Raw genomic sequence first — 16,806 nt, 5'->3', positions numbered from 1 at the left:
ATGTAAATTTTCAATAGTAATTCATGAAGTATCTTTTTATAGCGATAGGATTATTGACAGGTTCAGTACAGCTTTCTGCGCAGAAAACAAAGCACGTAATATTGATCAGTGTCGACGGGTTCCGTCCTGATTTCTATCTTGATTCAACCTGGCCAGCCCCAAACATGCAATACCTGGCAAAGCTGGGTGTATCGGCCAGGGGTGTAGACGGCATATTCCCTTCTGTTACCTATCCCTCACACACAAGTATTCTTACAGGAGCTTACCCCGCAGAACATGGTATCTACTACAACACCCCGTTTCAGCCATTGGGTGCAACCGGGATCTGGAACAGTGAAACGGAATTGATCAAAACGAAAACATTGTGGACTGCTTTTAAAGAAGCAGGATTGAAAACGGCATCAGTATCCTGGCCGGTATCTGTTGGGGCTGACGTGGATTATAATATCCCTGAAGCATTCACTATCAAAAATCCGCTCGACCGAAGAGGGCCAACCAGCTTGCATGCAACGCCAAAAGGTCTTTTCGAAGAAATACAGCTGAAAGCTACCGGACAGATGGAAGCGGTTGATCTCAATATCAATCACTCAAAGATCGATGAGAATATTGGAAGGATCGGAGCTTATCTCTTCAGAACATATAAGCCCTCTTTGCTGACCATTCATCTGCCGGGTGTTGATCATGCCGAACATACTCAGGGAAGGAGTGGTCAGTTGGTTAAAGCCGCGATCGCCAATGCTGACCGTGTGATCGGTAGTATCTGGGAGACGGTTACACTTTCCGGTATGGCCGACAGCACAGCGATCATCATCACCGGTGATCATGGATTTGTGAATGTCAGCAGATCATTCTCACCGAATATCCTTCTGGTGCAGGCAGGTTTGCTGGACGCAAAAGATGGTCCCGACAGGAACTGGAAAGCGCAGTTCAATTCCGGTGGCGGTTCTGTTTTTCTTCAATTAAAAGATCCTTCAGATAAACAGACGCTTGATAAGATCGTCAACATGCTGAAAACGCAGCCGGATTCGATCAAAAGATTATTTCGTATCGTAGACCAGCAGGCATTGCGCAAAGCCGGTGCAGACCCCAATGCCGCACTGGCATTGGCTGCAATCCAGGGCGTGTCTATCAACACAAAAACAGAAGGCGCGCTTGTTTCGCCAGGAAAAGGCGGTGCGCATGGATACTTCCCTGATTTCCGGGAGATACAAACCGGCTTTATTGGATTTGGCGCAGGATTCACGAACAATAAAGTTGTTGATCACATGAAGCTTATTGATATCGCACCTGCGGTGGCGAAAATGTTGGGTGTTTCGTTTAAGCAGGGAAATCAGGAATTGAATCAGGACATTTTGATCAGATAACTCCATTCTTTCTTCTCTGTCTATTTTCTTCCCGTTATTTCATCCTGCCGGTATTTTTCCGCCGGTAAGATGCGATGACGGGAAGAGTGCTTTATAGGTAACAGGGATAATAAAGGAATTCTGCCGGCTGGACCATCTTGTTTTCATATTTCTGGATGATGTCACTAAGCCAGGCAAATTCTACCTTGCAGGTGTTTATGAATATGCAAGTTAAAAATATTTCCTCTCCTACATCAAATGGTCATTTTGTCCGGGCTAATCTGGCGGCGGTCAAAAACCGGATCGCGGCGGCAGCTCTTAGTGCCGGGCGGAATGTAAATGAGATCCGGCTTCTCCTTGCAACAAAAACTGTGTCTGCCGAATTGATCGCGGAAGCAGTTGCTTCAAGAGAAACACTGATAGGGGAGAATAAGGTGCAGGAGCTAAAACAGAAGGACTCTTTGCTATCTCCACTTGCGGTTGAAAGACATTTCATCGGCCACCTTCAAAGTAACAAGATCAAAGATATTCTGAAATATGTAAACTGTATTCAGTCAGTAGACAGACCTGATCTTATCGAAAAGCTGGATAGCCGTTTACAATTTGAAGGGCGGCAAATGGACATATTTATCCAGGTCAATACCTCTTTCGAGGAAAGTAAATTCGGTATTTCTCCCGACCATGCAATTGACCTGCTACGTATGGCAAACAGGTATGAGACCCTTAATATAAAAGGGTTGATGACCATCGGCCTTTTTGATGCCGACCCAGAAAAAGTCCGCCCGTCATTTCGCCTGCTGCAACAGATCAGTAATAACGCAGTCGATCTCGGATTGCTGAATGATCATTCGGCACTCAGCATGGGTATGAGCGGTGACCTGGAAACGGCTATCGAAGAAGGCGCTACCATCGTACGGGTTGGAACGGCTATATTTGGAAAACGGATTCACCCGGATAGTTATTACTGGAACGAACAAAAGTCAGCATGAGAGTTCATTATATACAACACGTACCCTTCGAGGGATTAGGTTTTATCGAAACCTGGCTGAAGGAGCATCAGCATACTATTACTGTTACCCGCACATGGGCACAGGAAGCTTTTCCTTCAATGACCGATTTTGATGTGCTTATAGTCCTGGGTGGTCCAATGGGAGTTTATGACGATCATCTTTATAAATGGCTGGGTGATGAAAAGAATTTCATCTTTGACTCAATCAAAGATGAGAAGCCGGTGATCGGGATTTGCCTGGGTGCCCAATTGCTGGCATGTGTACTTGGTGCAACCGTTTATACAAATAAAGTAAAGGAGATCGGTTGGTTTCCTGTTGATTTTGATGCAACATTCGCTGAATGGCTTGGAGCGCCAGTGCCAGGTAAGCTGACTGTTTTTCACTGGCACGGCGATAAGTTCGACAACCCGTATGGCGGTGTGATGCAAGCTTCTTCCGCTGCATGTAATCATCAATTATTCACGTTTGGTGACAAAATGATCGGGTTGCAGTTTCATCTGGAGGCAAATTCCAGCTCTGTTGCAGAGATGCTGAAGTATGGTGCAGCAGAATTGATCAGGGATCAGTTCATACAGGATGAGAACGAGATAGCGGAGTATCAATCTTTCGATGAGCCTAATGAGTTAATGGCGAATATTCTTCGAAAGCTTTGTACGTCTTCAAAATAAAGTAACGGTTCGTCAGTTCTGCCGGAATTATACAACACGTTGCAGTGATTGCGCATTGATTGACCGTCTGATGTTGCAGAATTTTGCCGGGAATTCTTTTTTATAGCAAACAGCTGCACACTGAATGCTATAACTATCTCTGTTCCCTTAAGCCCGGTTAGTCATCAAATCAAAAGAGTTATGTCACTATTGTCAACCTCAACAGGAGAGTTGGTGCAGGATACTGCTGCAATCAACTCAAGAACTCGATTCGCCCATATAAAAGGAAGGGATATTGCCTATCGCTCAATTGGTAAAGGCGACGCGATTATCCGTGTCAGCGATTTCGCGGAAATCTTGACGACTGGTATTCCGCATTTCTTGCTCAGTTGGGACAAAATTTCCAGGTCATCATTTTATTGCTGATCACAAATAGCCTCTTACTCTCACGAAAATATTGATCGTCATAAATTTTATTTTATGGCTCAGGATTTTTATTTCTATTTCAAAATAACACCAAAAACAAATTTGTATGAAAAAAGTATGTATGCTGGCAGGCCTGTTTGCTGCAATGGCCCTAACAGCGTTCGCAGGAGAGTATTGTGATTCCTGTCAGAAAGCTAAAGTGAAATCAAACATCAATGAAGCAGATTATAAGATTGTATCTGCCAGTGTAACCCACAACAAAAAATGGGGACAACTGGAGTTTGAGATCATTGTACAGGGAGTAGCAGGAAGAAGCGTTTCCAAACCAGCGGGTCAGATGAATGGTGCACCTGTTGACGGTTATGTATTCCCCACCAGTTTATCTTCGGAAGATATTGGTTTCAGTAAAACCGAAGGCATTGTTGCTCTCGCGTTGACAGCGCATCCTGATTTCGATGACACGCCCTTATGGGATGAAGACGGAGATGGGGACTATGGCAATGATAAGATCATCTGGCATCCGCATTGGGTAGTGCTTGTGCAGGATAAGCGTGTGCCCGGCGGTCTTTCTGTTAAAGAGTTTGATCCGAAAGATAAAACGATTGTGCTTCCGAGAACCAATCCCGGGATGCCGATGTATATGGATTCCCCGGGATTCCAGGTAGTGCAGGAGGGGAAGGCGATCAGGGTAGTAGTTCCTGATTATCGTGTTCGCTTTAAGACATCTTTCAAGTATGATGCAGTGGGTGCGTATATGCAGATCTCTACCGGCAGCGGCGGTGAACACACCGGGGATGGCAAGATGCCGATGCTGGGTGTTTATAAGGTATACAGTGTTTTATCAAAGGACCTTTCATTGCCATACCAGGTGAAGTGATCTTCATCCGTAAATTGTTTTACATACTGGAAAGCAGGCGTAGAAGGAACGCGGCGGCCGCAGCGATACGCAGCGGTCGCCGCGAACAGCCATGAGAACATGTTGTATTTCGTCGCGCTTGCCGCGTTTCGTCGCGGTCGCCGCGAACAGCCATGGGAACATGTTGTATTTCGTCGCGCTTGCCGCGTTTCGTCGCGGCCGCCGCGAACAGCCATGGGAACATGTTGTATTTCGCCTCGCCGCGTATCGTCGCGGCCGCCGCGTTCCCTCTTCGCAAATCGAACATAAGATTGAACCCAAACGCCCCGCACACCGCACCTCCCCTAAATAGTAAAATCGTACAGGAATGACCGCCGCCCCTGTACGATTTTATTATTCCTTATCACCTCCGGTAATCAATAAAAGCGCCCCATTCGCCTCTTTTCCCCGTTTTTCCTCCTTCTCCTCCTGTTAATAGGAAAATCTTCCATCAATTCAGTAAAACCTGACATTGAATCCCGATCGCCTTCATTCTAATTTAATGCTTTGATTACAAGTGCTTTTTAAGCGCTGTTTCCCCGGTGGGAAATCATTGTAACGATTGATTTTATGCAGAAGATTTGTCATGTGAAATGCCCGCTCCACGTTGGCTACCCAGCCATTCCGTATTCGTGTGTTTCTCCGACATTCAAAAGCAGTTCAGTCAGCCTAACCGGTCAATAATCCATTATTAACTGCCCATGTTTATCAAACAATATTTCGAAGAATTTGAACTGAACAGTTCGCGTACCACCAAGGGAAGAACTGTGACGGAAACTGATATCGTATTGCATGCCGGTCAGTCCGGTGATTTTTTTCCCCATCATATGGATGAAGAATGGTGCAAAACGCAACCATTCAAACATCGCATTGCTCATGGCACGCTGATCTTTACGATCGGCGTTGGCCTGACAGCTGAAGTGGTCAATGAAGTGGCGATGACTTATGGTTATGAAAAACTCCGCTTCACCCGTCCCGTTTATATTGGTGATACCATTAAAGCAACGGTTACTATTGCAGCGAAAGCTGATCATAAGAAACCGGAGTTCGGTTTGGTGACAGAGAAAGTGGAAGTGTTTAATCAGAGGCAGGAGCTGGTAATGGTTTGTGAACATTTATTGCTGGTAAGCAGGAAAGAAAAATAGTATGTCGAAAATTATTTTGAAAGGTATTACCTGGGGACATAGCAGGGGCATCACGCCACTGCTCGCCGTTTCGCAACGTTATATGGAACTGCATCCTGAAGTGGAAATTCAATGGAAGAAAAGAACGCTCCAGGAATTTGCTGATTTTCCTATAGAGAAACTTACACTCGACTATGATCTGCTGATCATAGATCACCCCTGGGTGGGTTGTGCTGCAGCAACCAATTGCGTACTGCCTCTTGATAAATATCTTGATGCGCAGTACCTGAAGGATCAGGCGGACAACTCAGTGGGGGACTCTCACTTCAGCTATAACTATGAAGGCGGGCAATGGGCACTCGCAATTGATGCTGCAACACCCGTCGCAAGCTATCGCCGCGACCTGCTGACAGACCACAACAAAAGCATTCCGCAGACCTGGGAGGAAGTGTTGGTACTAGCAAAAATGGGAAAGGTAGCTGTTCCGGCAATTCCCATTGATCTACTGATGAATTTCTATACCTTCTGTATCGCTCATGGCAAAGAGCCATTTCAAACACAGGAAGAAGTGATCGGCGAAGTAACCGGTTTGGCTGCGCTGGAGTCTATGAAAGAGTTTTATTCCCTTGTGGATAAACGTTTCTTCAAATGCAACCCTATCGCAGTGGCGGAGTTGATGAGCAACACCAATGATTACTGGTATTGTCCGTTCGCGTATTGTTATTCCAATTATTCAAGGATCGGCTATTCAAAGTATCTATTGAAATATACAGACGTGGTAAGATTTGGTAATGCACGTTTGCGTACAACGATCGGAGGAACAGGTTTGTCTGTTTCTGCTTCGGGCAAACATCCGGAAATAGCGGTGGATTTTGCAGCGAAAGCGGTTTCGAATGAATGGCAGCAAACGTTGTATGTACAGAATGGTGGTCAGCCGGGCCATAAAGCTGCCTGGCTTAATACTGATTCAAATCGCATTTCCAACGATTTCTTCAGGCAGTGTTTGCCGGTAATGGAAAATGGTTACCTGCGTCCGAGATACAATGGATATCTGCATTTTCAGGATCATGGCGGTGACCCGGTTCAGCAGTTTCTTTTAGGCGAACTGACCGCAAAGAAAACCTTGCAGCAATTAAATGAAATATACAGAAAGAGCTTTGTAACCAACGATTCAAAAATTATTGCATGATGATGGGATTACCTTTACAGGGTTTATTAGTGCTGGAGTTCAGCCAGTATCTCTCGGCTCCATCAGCAGGGTTGAGGCTGGCGGATCTTGGCGCGCGGGTTATAAAGATCGAACGCCCGGGTACCGGTGATGCAGGAAGAAAACTGGCCATCAAGAATCTTTGGGTGGATGATAGCTCTCTGCTTTTTCATACCATCAATCGAAATAAAGAAAGTATTACGGCGGATCTCAATAATGAAGAAGACCGGGCGCTGTTGCTGAAACTCATTGCAAAGTCGGATGTGGTTTTACACAACTACAGGCCCGGCGTGATGGAAAAGAAAGGGTTTGGGTATGAAGCCTTGCAGACCGTTAATCCGCGTCTCATTTATGCAGAGATCTCAGGTTATGGAAAGAAGGGGCCATGGAAGAATAAGCCCGGGCAGGATCTCTTATTGCAGTCCATCACCGGATTAACGCATACCACAGGCAACGGACAACAGGCGCCTGTTCCCTTCGGTATCGCCATCGCAGATATACTTTGCGGAGCTCAATTAGTGCAGGGAGTACTGGCTGCATTGATCCGCCGCCAGAAGACAGGCAAAGGCGCATTGATCGAGCTAAGCCTGATGGAATCGTTGCTCGATTTCCAATTTGAATTACTGACAACCTATTATACCAATGGGCAACAGCCATCACGAAGTGACCGAAATAATGGTCATCCCTTACTTGGCGCGCCGTATGGATTGTATGCAACAGCTGATGGGCACATCGCACTTGCAATGATGGACATTAGTGCACTGGCAAAAGCGATCAATTGTGAACCATTGGAGCAATACGCAAAGGATCTTGTCTTCTCCTCGCGTGATGAGATCAAAGCCACCCTGGCCAAACATCTCGTTACTCAGCCTTCTGCATATTGGTTGCAGCGTCTGCATACTGCCGGTCTTTGGGCAATGGAAGTACTGGATTGGAAACAAATGCGTGATCATGCAGGCTATAAAAGCCTTCGGATGGAACAGCAGATCAAAACGGCGAATGGAAACATTACGACTACCCGTTGCCCTATCCGGATCAACGGACAGCGTTTGTTTGCATCGGCCGCTGCACCTCAGTTGGGGGAACACAATGAGAAAGTGAAGAATGAATTATTAAATCACTAAGCACGTATGAACTTATTGCAGGATATAGTAGTAGTGGATTTCAGCCAGTTTTTATCTGGCCCGTCTGCGGCGTTACGGCTTGCCGATCTTGGTGCGCAGGTGATTAAAATCGAAAAACCTGGTACTGGAGATATCTGTCGCCAACTATATGTATCAGACGTTTTGCTGGAAGGTGAATCAACCATCTTTCATGCCATCAACCGCAACAAACAAAGCTATGCGGCGGATCTGAAAAACCCGGATGACCTCGAAAGAGTGAAACATTTACTGGCGCAGGCCGATGTGATGATCCATAATTTCAGACCCGGCGTAATGGAACGGATCGGTTTGAGCTATGAAGTAGTTAAACAGATCAACCCCGGTATTATTTATGCTGAAGTAAGCGGCTATGGCAACGAAGGTCCCTGGAAGGATCTTCCCGGACAAGACCTGTTATTGCAGGCTGTTTCAGGTCTGAGCTGGTTGAGTAATAACGACAATGAAGGCCCGACTCCAATGGGAGTGGCTGTTGTAGATATTATGGCGGGTACGCATATCGCGCAGGGAATTCTTGCAACGCTTTATCAGCGCGGAATTACCGGTGAAGGCGCACTGGTGCAGGTGAGCATGATGGAAAGTATTCTTGATTTTCAGTTTGAAGTGCTGACCTGTTATTACAACGATGGTAACGAACTACCGGTCAGGAGTGCCGTAAATAGCGCCCATGCCTATATTGCGGCGCCATACGGTATTTACCGTACAAAAGATGGGTATATTGCATTGGCAATGGGCAATATCCTGCTGCTGGGTAACCTGCTTGGATGCGAACCATTATTGCAGTTTACCGAAAGCCAGGACTGGTTCAATAAACGCGATACGATCAAAGCCATTCTTGCTGATCATCTGGTTCATCACACAACTGCACACTGGCTCGGGATACTGGAAAAAGCCGATATCTGGTGCGCAGCCGTACTGAACTATGATGAGTTGCTCCAGCAAGAGGGATATAAGGTCCTGGATATGGAAATAACAGTAAAAACCGGCAACGGCATTTCTGTTACAACTACCCGCTGCCCGATCCGTGTTGATGGTGACATACTATTATCAGGAACCGGAGCGCCTTTGCTCGGGGAACATAACGAACAGATTGAAGAACAATTCGGATTGCTCAAGGAGATGTCGCCGCGGGGATAGGCGGGGGGTAGAAGTTTAAAAGTTTAAAAGTTTAATAGTTTAATGTTGAACTACTACGATGCTGTAAACTTTTAAACATTAAAACATAAAACCTTTTTCTGCTCTCAGGCTATCAAAAAAGGTAGACACGTCGGGCATAGGTAGGGAGTTTAATAGTTCAATAGTTTAATGTTGAACTACTACGAGTCTGTAAACTCTTGAACTATTAAACTTTTAAACTATTAAACTTTTAAACTTTCTTCTCCTCTCATGCCATTGAAAACGATAGACACTCACGTTCACGTTTGGGATCTCTCTAAAGCAGATTATCCGTGGTTGAAAGGCGATACTTCATTGCTGAATCAAACCTGGGAGATCGGAGCATTGGAGACGGAACGTGTTGCTGCGGGTGTAACGGAAGGGATATTGGTTCAGGCGGCAGGTAATGAAGAAGATACTGATCATATGCTGCACGTTGCGGCAAATACTTCCTGGATCAGTGGGGTGGTGGCCTGGTTGCCATTACTTGATCCTGATGCGGTGCAACGTCAGCTGGAGGAAAAGCATCTATCCAATCCGTACTTCTGCGGAGTCCGGCATCAGATACATGATGAACCAAATAGTGAATGGCTATTGCAGGATAAGGTGATCGAAAGTTTGAAGATACTGGCGGGTTATTCCATTCCGTTTGATATCGTAGCCGTAAAAACAGCACATATCAAAACGGCGTTGGAAGTGGTTAACAGAATACCCGCCCTGAATATGGTGTTTGATCATTTAAGTCAGCCACCCATATCTTCTCAGCAACGGTTTGGGGAATGGGGTGAACTGATGAGAACAGCTGCAAAACACAAAGCATTTTCAGCAAAGATCTCCGGGTTGGGAACGGCTTCCGGCCATTTTGAAGGACGAACCAGGAAGGAGATTCAGCCATATATAGAATTTGCGATAAAGCATTTTGGGGTGGAACGATGTTTTTGTGGCGGAGATTGGCCCGTGTCTTTACTGGCAGGCGAATACAGTTCTATCTGGAAAATATATCGTGAAGTACTGGAAGAAATACTTTCAACGGAAGAACAGGAGCAGGTGCTTTATCATTCAGCGAAAAAATTTTATACAATAAAAACTCCGGTTAAAGCAGGCAATACATGGAAGTGATCAATGGCGTTTTATTGCATGCTGTCGGTGCGTCCAGTGCAGCTCTTTGTTATACTCCACAGAAAAAAGTGAGGGGATGGGCCTGGCAAACATATTGGCTGGCGCAGGCATTTGTGTGCTGGTTGTTGTTGCCTGTGATCGTCGCATTCATTACCATTCCTGAATTGATGGATGTATTGCGCGAAGCGCCTTCTGCCTCCATGCGCAGCTCTTTTTTTCTTGGAATGGCTTACGGAATAGGCGGCACAGCGTTCGGCATCGCGATCAGATATGTCGGTTTTTCACTGACCTATGCGATCTCCGTTGGTATCAGCTGCGTCTTGGGAACCTTGCTTCCTCCGATGATGAACGGAACACTGGGTGAAGTATTTCAACGTCCTGGTGCATTTCTGATGGGAACCGGCATCTTTCTCGGTGCATTCGGCATTGCCTTATGCGGCGTTGCCGGAAGAAAGAAAGAAAAAGATCTGGAAGCGCTCACCGAAACAAAAACACAGTTCTCCCTGGCGAAAGGTCTGCCGCTTTGTTTGCTGGCAGGTGTGCTTTCTGCGCTATATGGGTTTTCTATCGATCAGGGACAACCAATTGCTGAAGTCGCCGCTGCTCATGGTGCAGGACATTTCCAGGGAAACGTGATCTATCTTTTCTCAAACACCGGTGCGTTCGTTACAACAGCTTTGTATTGTTTGTACCTGCATATAAAGAACAAAACGTTTGGTGAGTATAGTAATATAAAAGAAGGGAACAGTTTTCTGCCGGCTAACTATCTCATGGCATCATTAACCGGATTACTGTGGTATGGACAATTCTTCTTTTATGGTTTGGGACATGTGCGGATGGGAAATTTCAAATTCACCAGTTGGACCATCCATATGATCATGCTTGTACTGTTCAGTTCACTGGCAGGTCTGTGGATGAAAGAATGGAAACAATGTAAAAGACCAACAATGGTAATGCTTGGGCTTGCGCTTGCCGTATTGATACTGGCGGTAATGGCATTGACCATTGCAAATTATATCGGATCAGCAGAATAATGATGACGAATCAAACGATATCATATAAACCACTACCGATACTTGTGATCGGCGCGGGCGGGATCGTAACAACCTCGCACCTGCCGGCGTATGGTTTAGCAGGTTATGCAGTGAATGGGATCTACGACCTCGATCCGAAAAAAACAGAAAGTGTAGCAAAGGAGTTTGCAATCCCTTCGGTGTATGCCAGCATCAGTGAAATGGTAGTTGCGGTACGGGAACCGGTGGTGTTTGATGTCGCAGTTCCGGCAGGCGCAATTCCTGCCATACTGGAACAACTACCGGATAATGCCAGTGTGCTGATCCAAAAACCTATGGGTGACGATCTTGCAATGGCCAAACAGATCCTTGAGATCACTCGACGCAAAAAAATGAATGCCGCGGTCAACTTCCAGCTTCGTTATGCACCCTATATACTGGAAGCAAAAAAGATGATCGCTGAAGGAGCGATCGGGGAACTGGTAGATATCGAAGTGAACGTGAACGTATACACGCCCTGGCATTTATGGGATTTCCTCTTCCAATCACCACGCGTGGAGATCTTGTATCACAGCATTCACTACATAGACCTTGTAAGAAATCTGTTGGGTAATCCCAAAACTGTTTATGCAAAAACAGTTGGCCATCCGGCGATGAAAGAACTGGCTTCTGTGCGTTCCGCGATCATCCTGGACTATGGACAGTACGAACGGGCAACGATCCTTACCAACCATTGTCATCAGTTTGGAAATAACAAACAACACTCTTATATAAAACTGGAAGGAACTGCCGGTGCGATCAGAATTGGGATGGGTGTATTACAAAATTATCCAACCGGCATACCAGATAGTTTCGAATATATTTCGCTTAAGGATAAAGATCCTGAATGGAAGAACAAAACCATTAATGGCAGTTGGTTCCCGCACGCATTTGCAGGAAGTATGGAACAGGTGATGCTGGCCGCTAATGGTAAGATCAATCAACCCGACAACTCTGTAGAAGACGCTATTCATACCATGGCCTGCGTGGAAGCCGCGTACCGGTCGAGCGATAAAGGAGGGGAGTGGCCGGTAATAAAGTAAAAAGTAAAAAGTAAAAATTCAAAAGTAAAAAGTCAAAATAGGCTTTACTATAGTTTCAAATGTTCCTGTTTTGACGAGAGATTTTTTTACTTTTTACTTTTTACTTAAAATTTTCATTCATATAGCAGTTTGACAGGCAAGTCAAATTCACAAGCAATCCCGGGGGAACGGCTCTCCGATCCCCCCTTTTATTTTTAAACGATTAGCATGTTGTTTTCTATGAAAAAGGTTTGGGCGTTTTTATTTCTGGTTATTTGCGGAGCAGAACTGCGTGCTTCAGGAGGTGAACCTGTTTTACTTGTGTATAGCAGCGAGATTTCTGCACGGGCGAAATTCGGGATAGAAAAGCTTGAATCATCTTTGAAAACTGCGGGCTTCACCGTAACATCTTCACATCAGCTGAAGAAAGTTAAAAATGGCTGGACGATAACGATCGCCGGTCTTCAGTCTCCATTATACAAAGAAGCCTTGTCCGGTAAAATAGTTACTTCACTTCAGGATCCCGGGAAAGAAGGTTTCTCGATCCAATCTTCAGGGAAATCGATCTTTATTGGCGCGTCTGACGCATCAGGTTTGTTGTACGGCTGTCTTGAGCTGACAGATCGTATAAACGATAAAAGGAACATCCCTGCTGAACTTTCCATTCAGGACAAGCCCGAAATGGTTCTCCGTGGCGCATGCATCGGTGTGCAGAAGCCTTACTACCTTCCTGGAAGAACCGTGTATGAATATCCTTACACGCCTGAAACATTTCCCTGGTTTTATGATAAGCAACATTGGATCCAGTACCTGGATTCGATGGTAACAAACCGGATGAATTCCCTCTATCTCTGGAACGGTCACCCGTTCGCATCGCTCGTTCGGGTGAAAGATTATCCGTATGCCGTGGAAGTGGATGACGCAACATTTAAAAAGAACGAAGAGATCTATCGATTCCTCACTACTGAAGCTGATAAGCGAGGCATCTGGGTGATCCAGATGTTCTACAATATTATTGTATCAAAGCCTTTTGCGGAAAAGCATAATATCAAAACACAGGAGCGTGAAAGACCTATCGTCCCGTTGATCGCTGATTACACCCGCAAATCCATTGCCGCATTCGTTGAGAAATATCCAAATGTTGGCCTGATGGTTTGCCTCGGTGAAGCAATGGAAGGGACGGGTCCTGACGATATCGAGTGGTTTACCAAAACGATCATCCCCGGCGTACAGGATGGGTTAAAAGCATTGGGTAAAAAAGAAGAACCGCCGATCGTTTTACGTGCGCATGATACGGATGCCCCTTCTGTTATGAAGGCGGCATTACCTTTATATAAGAACCTCTATACGGAAGCGAAGTTCAATGGCGAAGCACTAACAACACCGGAACCACGTGGTCAGTGGGCGGAACTTCATCAAACCCTCAGCCGTCTCGGGTCTGTGCAGATCGAAAATGTACACATCCTTGCGAACCTTGAACCATTCCGTTATGGATCGGCCGATTTCATTCAGCGGTCTGTACAGGGAATGCATCGGATCATGGGCGGGAACGGCCTGCATTTATATCCACAGGCTTCTTATTGGGATTGGCCCTATAGCGCCGACAGCGTAAAAGGACAACGTCTCCTGCAGATCGAAAGAGACTGGATCTGGTATGCAGCCTGGAGCCGGTATGCGTGGAAAGCTGATCGTTCACGTGAAAAGGAGATCATCTTCTGGAGTGATCGTCTTGCGCTGCATTTTGGTTGCAGTCCTGAGCAGGGACGACTGATCCTTCAGGCCTATGAAGAATCCGGGGAAATTGCTCCAAAGCTTCTTCGCCGTTTCGGGATCACTGACGGAAACAGGCAAACACTGACCTTGGGCATGCTGATGACACAATTGATCAATCCATTCCGCTATGGATTGTTTACGTTGCTTTACGAAGGAGAAAGCCCCGAAGGAGAAATGCTGATCCAGTATGCCGAGAAAGAATGGAAGAAACAACCACATATCGGCGAAACACCTGTGCAGATCATTCGCGAAGTGCAGGAACATGGGCAGAAATCAGTATCTGCAATTGATCTTGCAGCCATTGGTGTTACAAAGAACAAAGAAGAGTTTCAGCGTCTCAAAAATGATATGTACTGCTATCGTGCATTGGCCAAACATTTTGCACAAAAAGCCGATGCGGCATTACATGCATTAAGGTATAAGTATTCGAATGATATTGCAGACCTGGATAGATCACTGCCGCTATTGCAGCAAAGTGTCAACAGTTATAAAGAACTCGTTGAACTTACAAAAGGAACTTACCTGTATGCAAACAGCATGCAGACGCAACAAAGAAAGATCCCGATCCGTGGCGTCAATGGTACGTTTAAAACATGGGCAGAGGTATTGGTTCCATTTGAGCAGGAGCTGGCTCATTTCACCAGGTCAATTGATTCATTAAAGAAAAGTGCAGCGCTCACACCTGTTAAAGTGCAGCCGCTGCGGAATGAAGAAGTAAAGATCGCTGGCTCGCCACGCTTTTACGTGATCGACAGCCTGTCACAGGTTTTTCCGGATACCGCTTCTTCCCTCATTGATATAGCACCCGCATTAAAAGGGCTGAAAGCGATCCGGCTTTCTTCTGCTATTCAATTTGAAAACGGAACATCTGTTCAGTTTACCAATAACAAGCCGGTCAAAGTTCTTGTGGGTTATTTCAAATTCAAACAGGCTGCTTATTCCGGGCGTTCGAAATTTTTGAAGGCACCGGAACTTGAAACAAATGCAACCGCAAATGAATACGGCCAGTCGGAAGCGAAGATCACCAATGCACTTGTGGTAAAGGGCTTTCCACCGGTCAATGTTCATAGTTACAGTTTTAAACCCGGAACCAATACATTAAAACTCGAAAAAGGAGCTTGCCTGATACTCGGCTTCATCAGCGATGATCAGTTGATCAAACCTTATGATGCGGGTATCACACCGGATGGAGTGAAGACGGAGATTGACTGGTTATTCGAATAACGCGAATGAGCGCGAATGGCCGCGAATGAGCGCGAATGGTCGGGAAGAAATATGATATTCCGAATTAAAAAGGATATTGAACGCATATGAATATGAAGAAATTATTTTTTTTAGGATTGGTATTTTCTACTTTACTGGTAAATGGGCAGTCGTGGTATGATGTGACGAAATTTGGGGCGAAGAAAGACAGTAGCAAGAAAGCAACGACTGCTATTTCGAATGCGATTGCAGCTGCGGTAAAAGCTGGTGGAGGTACGGTTTATTTTCCTGCGGGAAAGTATCTGACTGGTCCTATTCATTTGAAAAGTAACATTACGGTTTATATTGATGCCGGTGCTGAGTTGCATTTCAGTGACGACTTTGATGATTACCTGCCGATGGTGGAAAGCCGGTATGAAGGGGTAGATGTAACAAGTTTTTCTCCGATGTTCTATGCATATAAAGCGGAGAACATTGCCATCAAAGGCCGCGGATTGATCAATGGACATGGTAAGAAGTGGTGGGATTTTGTGGAAGGATACAAAGCGAACCAGCCAAGATCCAAATGGCAGATCATGTTTGATAGTTTGAATAAGAACATTCTTCTGCCTGATGATCCAAAACAAATGAAACGGGGTTTTCTCCGCCCGCCATTTATTCAGCCTATGTATTGCAAAAACGTTCTGGTAGAAGGGATCACTATCATCAATTCTCCTTTCTGGACCGTTAACCCGGAGTTTTGTGAGAATGTAACGGTGAAGGGAGTTACGATCAATAATCCTCCTTCACCAAATACGGATGGCATCAATCCGGAATCTTGCAAATATGTTCATATCTCCGACTGTCATATCAGCGTAGGTGATGATTGCATCACGATCAAATCGGGAAAGGATGGACCCGGTCGCGCGAAAGCAGCGCCTGCACAGAATTATACGATCACGAACTGCACCATGCTTTCCGGTCATGGCGGTGTGGTGATCGGCAGCGAAATGAGCGGCGGTGTAAAGAATATAGTGATCTCGAATTGCGTGTTTGATGGAACAGACCGCGGTATCCGGATCAAAACAACAAGAGGTCGTGGTGGCGCTGTTGAAGATATCCGGGTGGACAATATCATCATGAAGAATATCCGTGAACAGGCATTTGTACTGGATATGGCTTATTCGAAAACAGAGCAGGAACCCGTTTCTGAACGAACGCCACAGATCAAAAATATCAGCTACAGTAATATCACAGCCTACACTAATGAAGCGTGCTTTATAAATGGTCTGGAAGAAATGGCGGTTGAGAATATCCGCTTTTCAGATGTGGTGATTTATGCGCAAAGTGGATTCGTGATACAAAAAGCAAAAGATATCTTCCTGGATAACGTAAGCATACAGGTGCAGCGCGGGCCAGCTGTTTCTGCAAAACAGACAACTGGTCTTGAATTGAATGCTTTACGAAATCCCCGGCCGGTAAATGGAACACCGGTTATTTCTTTACAGAATGTGCAGAATGCCTGGATCAGGAATACGCGTCCGGCTACCGGCACATCAACTTTCCTTCAATTACAGGGATCAGATTCGAAAGGAATCATTTTGCAGGGAAATCAATTGACGGGAATCACTGAAATTGTTAAAAAGACGGCGGATGTAAACGAACAGGCTGTACAGATCATCAATCAATGA

The 16,806-nt window shown here is 45.6% G+C and carries 13 protein-coding genes; all 13 read left to right on the top strand.

The window, feature by feature from the left end; all coding sequences use genetic code 11:
* Positions 1–23: 23 nt before the first annotated feature.
* The 13 genes from LZZ85_RS11085 (at position 24) to LZZ85_RS11025 (ending at position 16,806) form a co-directional block, all read left to right on the top strand.
* Positions 24–1,364: an alkaline phosphatase family protein gene (locus LZZ85_RS11085; RefSeq protein WP_237871625.1), complete on the top strand. Its 1,341-nt coding sequence runs from the start codon at positions 24–26 to the stop codon at positions 1,362–1,364.
* Between the two features lie 197 nt (positions 1,365–1,561).
* On the top strand, positions 1,562–2,332 hold the full coding sequence (locus LZZ85_RS11080) for a YggS family pyridoxal phosphate-dependent enzyme (protein WP_237871623.1): 771 nt from the start codon (positions 1,562–1,564) through the stop codon (positions 2,330–2,332).
* Positions 2,329–3,021 (top strand): type 1 glutamine amidotransferase, encoded by a 693-nt coding sequence (locus tag LZZ85_RS11075; RefSeq protein WP_237871621.1) that lies wholly within the window; start codon positions 2,329–2,331, stop codon positions 3,019–3,021. The genes LZZ85_RS11080 and LZZ85_RS11075 overlap by 4 nt, the downstream gene beginning before the upstream one ends.
* A 511-nt stretch (positions 3,022–3,532) precedes the next feature.
* On the top strand, positions 3,533–4,303 hold the full coding sequence (locus LZZ85_RS11070; protein ID WP_237871620.1) for a hypothetical protein: 771 nt from the start codon (positions 3,533–3,535) through the stop codon (positions 4,301–4,303).
* Positions 4,304–5,022: 719 nt separating this feature from the next.
* Positions 5,023–5,466 carry a MaoC family dehydratase gene (locus tag LZZ85_RS11065; RefSeq protein WP_237871618.1) on the top strand — a complete coding sequence of 148 codons (444 nt, stop codon included), beginning with the start codon at positions 5,023–5,025 and terminating at the stop codon, positions 5,464–5,466.
* A 1-nt stretch (position 5,467) separates the two neighbouring features.
* A complete protein-coding gene (locus LZZ85_RS11060; RefSeq protein WP_237871616.1) occupies positions 5,468–6,634 on the top strand; it encodes an ABC transporter substrate-binding protein in 1,167 nt (388 codons plus the stop codon).
* On the top strand, positions 6,631–7,776 hold the full coding sequence (locus LZZ85_RS11055) for a CaiB/BaiF CoA transferase family protein (protein ID WP_237871614.1): 1,146 nt from the start codon (positions 6,631–6,633) through the stop codon (positions 7,774–7,776). Before LZZ85_RS11060 ends, LZZ85_RS11055 begins: the two co-directional genes overlap by 4 nt.
* Positions 7,777–7,782: 6 nt before the next feature.
* Positions 7,783–8,949: a CaiB/BaiF CoA transferase family protein gene (locus tag LZZ85_RS11050; protein ID WP_237871612.1), complete on the top strand. Its 1,167-nt coding sequence runs from the start codon at positions 7,783–7,785 to the stop codon at positions 8,947–8,949.
* A 249-nt stretch (positions 8,950–9,198) separates the two neighbouring features.
* Positions 9,199–10,086, top strand: coding sequence for an amidohydrolase family protein (locus tag LZZ85_RS11045; protein ID WP_237871610.1), 888 nt, complete (start codon positions 9,199–9,201; stop codon positions 10,084–10,086).
* Positions 10,077–11,120, top strand: a complete 1,044-nt coding sequence (locus LZZ85_RS11040; protein WP_237871608.1) for an L-rhamnose/proton symporter RhaT — start codon at positions 10,077–10,079, stop codon at positions 11,118–11,120. The genes LZZ85_RS11045 and LZZ85_RS11040 overlap by 10 nt, the downstream gene beginning before the upstream one ends.
* Positions 11,120–12,181 (top strand): Gfo/Idh/MocA family protein, encoded by a 1,062-nt coding sequence (locus LZZ85_RS11035; protein ID WP_237871606.1) that lies wholly within the window; start codon positions 11,120–11,122, stop codon positions 12,179–12,181. Before LZZ85_RS11040 ends, LZZ85_RS11035 begins: the two co-directional genes overlap by 1 nt.
* A 207-nt stretch (positions 12,182–12,388) precedes the next feature.
* Complete coding sequence (locus LZZ85_RS11030) at positions 12,389–15,157, top strand: alpha-d-galacturonidase (RefSeq protein WP_237871604.1); 2,769 nt, start codon at positions 12,389–12,391, stop codon at positions 15,155–15,157.
* A 92-nt stretch (positions 15,158–15,249) separates the two neighbouring features.
* Positions 15,250–16,806 (top strand): glycoside hydrolase family 28 protein, encoded by a 1,557-nt coding sequence (locus LZZ85_RS11025; protein WP_237871602.1) that lies wholly within the window; start codon positions 15,250–15,252, stop codon positions 16,804–16,806.

This window comes from Terrimonas ginsenosidimutans, from assembly GCF_022012415.1.
In the GTDB taxonomy this organism is placed as follows: domain Bacteria; phylum Bacteroidota; class Bacteroidia; order Chitinophagales; family Chitinophagaceae; genus Terrimonas_A; species Terrimonas_A ginsenosidimutans.
Note: the sequence above shows the minus strand (reverse complement) of the source record. Positions and strands in the feature narration are given on the sequence as shown.

Excerpts from the sequence above, each read along its gene's own strand:
- LZZ85_RS11045 (WP_237871610.1), top strand. The coding sequence starts at position 9,199 with ATGCCATTGAAAACGATAGACACTCACGTTCACGTTTGGGATCTCTCT.
- LZZ85_RS11035 (WP_237871606.1), top strand. The coding sequence starts at position 11,120 with ATGATGACGAATCAAACGATATCATATAAACCACTACCGATACTTGTG.
- LZZ85_RS11025 (WP_237871602.1), top strand. The coding sequence starts at position 15,250 with ATGAAGAAATTATTTTTTTTAGGATTGGTATTTTCTACTTTACTGGTA.
- LZZ85_RS11070 (WP_237871620.1), top strand. The coding sequence starts at position 3,533 with ATGAAAAAAGTATGTATGCTGGCAGGCCTGTTTGCTGCAATGGCCCTA.
- LZZ85_RS11030 (WP_237871604.1), top strand. The coding sequence starts at position 12,389 with ATGTTGTTTTCTATGAAAAAGGTTTGGGCGTTTTTATTTCTGGTTATT.
- LZZ85_RS11065 (WP_237871618.1), top strand. The coding sequence starts at position 5,023 with ATGTTTATCAAACAATATTTCGAAGAATTTGAACTGAACAGTTCGCGT.
- LZZ85_RS11040 (WP_237871608.1), top strand. The coding sequence starts at position 10,077 with ATGGAAGTGATCAATGGCGTTTTATTGCATGCTGTCGGTGCGTCCAGT.
- LZZ85_RS11060 (WP_237871616.1), top strand. The coding sequence starts at position 5,468 with ATGTCGAAAATTATTTTGAAAGGTATTACCTGGGGACATAGCAGGGGC.
- LZZ85_RS11085 (WP_237871625.1), top strand. The coding sequence starts at position 24 with ATGAAGTATCTTTTTATAGCGATAGGATTATTGACAGGTTCAGTACAG.
- LZZ85_RS11080 (WP_237871623.1), top strand. The coding sequence starts at position 1,562 with ATGAATATGCAAGTTAAAAATATTTCCTCTCCTACATCAAATGGTCAT.
- LZZ85_RS11055 (WP_237871614.1), top strand. The coding sequence starts at position 6,631 with ATGATGATGGGATTACCTTTACAGGGTTTATTAGTGCTGGAGTTCAGC.
- LZZ85_RS11050 (WP_237871612.1), top strand. The coding sequence starts at position 7,783 with ATGAACTTATTGCAGGATATAGTAGTAGTGGATTTCAGCCAGTTTTTA.
- LZZ85_RS11075 (WP_237871621.1), top strand. The coding sequence starts at position 2,329 with ATGAGAGTTCATTATATACAACACGTACCCTTCGAGGGATTAGGTTTT.